At 45.7% G+C, this 1,230-nt stretch carries 2 protein-coding genes; both read right to left on the bottom strand.

What is annotated here, in order from left to right:
• Positions 1–46: 46 nt before the first annotated feature.
• The gene (locus tag Xsto_RS20675; protein ID WP_099126314.1) at positions 47–850 is read right to left on the bottom strand and encodes an antitermination protein; all 804 of its coding nucleotides are present in this window, start codon (positions 848–850) and stop codon (positions 47–49) included.
• A gap of 47 nt (positions 851–897) precedes the next feature.
• Positions 898–1,230 (bottom strand): RusA family crossover junction endodeoxyribonuclease (locus tag Xsto_RS20670; protein WP_099126313.1); only part of this gene is annotated, 333 nt, incomplete at its 5' end.

The raw sequence follows: 1,230 nt of genomic DNA, 5'->3' as shown, positions 1-1,230 counted from the left end.
TTTACCCAGTTTTCGGAAATTTGTCAAACGAAAACGTTTGTGATTATCAAACATCGCCAAAATCACTGGTAACTTTCTTTAACATGCTATTGGCTTTTGTCTCTTCTCTTTCACATTCTTGGATGAGGTCTTCATAAAATGGTTTTACTGTTTTTTCTAATGTGGCAACACTGATACCATCAGTAACTGCCCTGACAGCCCTAAATGCTTTAGAGGCTGGAATTCGTTCATATCCTCGACCACTGCAACGTTTACAAGCCTTACGAACAGGCACACCTTGCCTTTCGGTTTCTTCCTGATCCACTGCCGTTCCACGCCCTTTGCAATCCTTACAGGCGCAAGAAACAGATCCTTTCCCATTGCATTTCTGACAAAGCTCACCAACCTGCTCTGTTTCAACCCAGGGTTCAATAATCACTTTGCCATCTTGACGAATAATGCCCGGGTGTTTTGTTACTCCCTTTTCGGCGTAAATAATCCCCACACCCCGGCATTTTTCACATTCAGTAACGCTAGCCGCAGAGCGCGAATAATCCATAAACGCGAATTTTGCCAGTATTTGCACGACTTTGACTTTAATCTTGGGGCTGAGCTTGCGTAAGGCTGCCACCTTATCACACCGCCTCATCCCATATTGAGTCAGTAGTTTGATCGCCTTATTCTTGTCGTTCCGGCTAAGCCCCATCTTTCCTGTAAACGCGGCGTAGCCGAATGACACCTTACTCTGACACATCCCGAAGGCCGCCATCACATCAGTGCCTGTTAATGTTTCACTGGATGTCGCTCTGGATGAATCGGTCAATGAAGGGGATTTCGCGAAATGGTATTTTAATGCGCTCTCTAGGTTCATTTATTTTATCCCCGGCAATGCTGTACTTGTGTGTAGTTCAATAAAGGTCATGCATCTAACTCCCTGATAATGATCTGCCCCTTCTCTCCCCAGACCTTCGTCACCCGACCATCCCAGACACGTGAGTCATCATCAAAAACAGCATCTAACAATGCCTTTTCGAGATTGTCTTTATCAGGTTTTTGCTGGTGTGGCTTGCCGTTCATCGCTGTGCGTTTTTTCTTGCTCCAGCTTGGTGGCATCGGGAGAACAAAGGTGATGTGGTAATGCGATTCGGGGAGAGTAATGTTGTTGAGCCTGATTTCGTCCTTAAATGCGTAGTAATTTAATACCGGCTTTCGTTTTCGCCATCTGTCTGCCTGTGTCATCCGTGGTTTGGG

It is taken from the genome of Xenorhabdus stockiae, from assembly GCF_002632825.1.
In the GTDB taxonomy this organism is placed as follows: Bacteria; Pseudomonadota; Gammaproteobacteria; order Enterobacterales; family Enterobacteriaceae; genus Xenorhabdus; species Xenorhabdus stockiae.
Note: the sequence above shows the minus strand (reverse complement) of the source record. Positions and strands in the feature narration are given on the sequence as shown.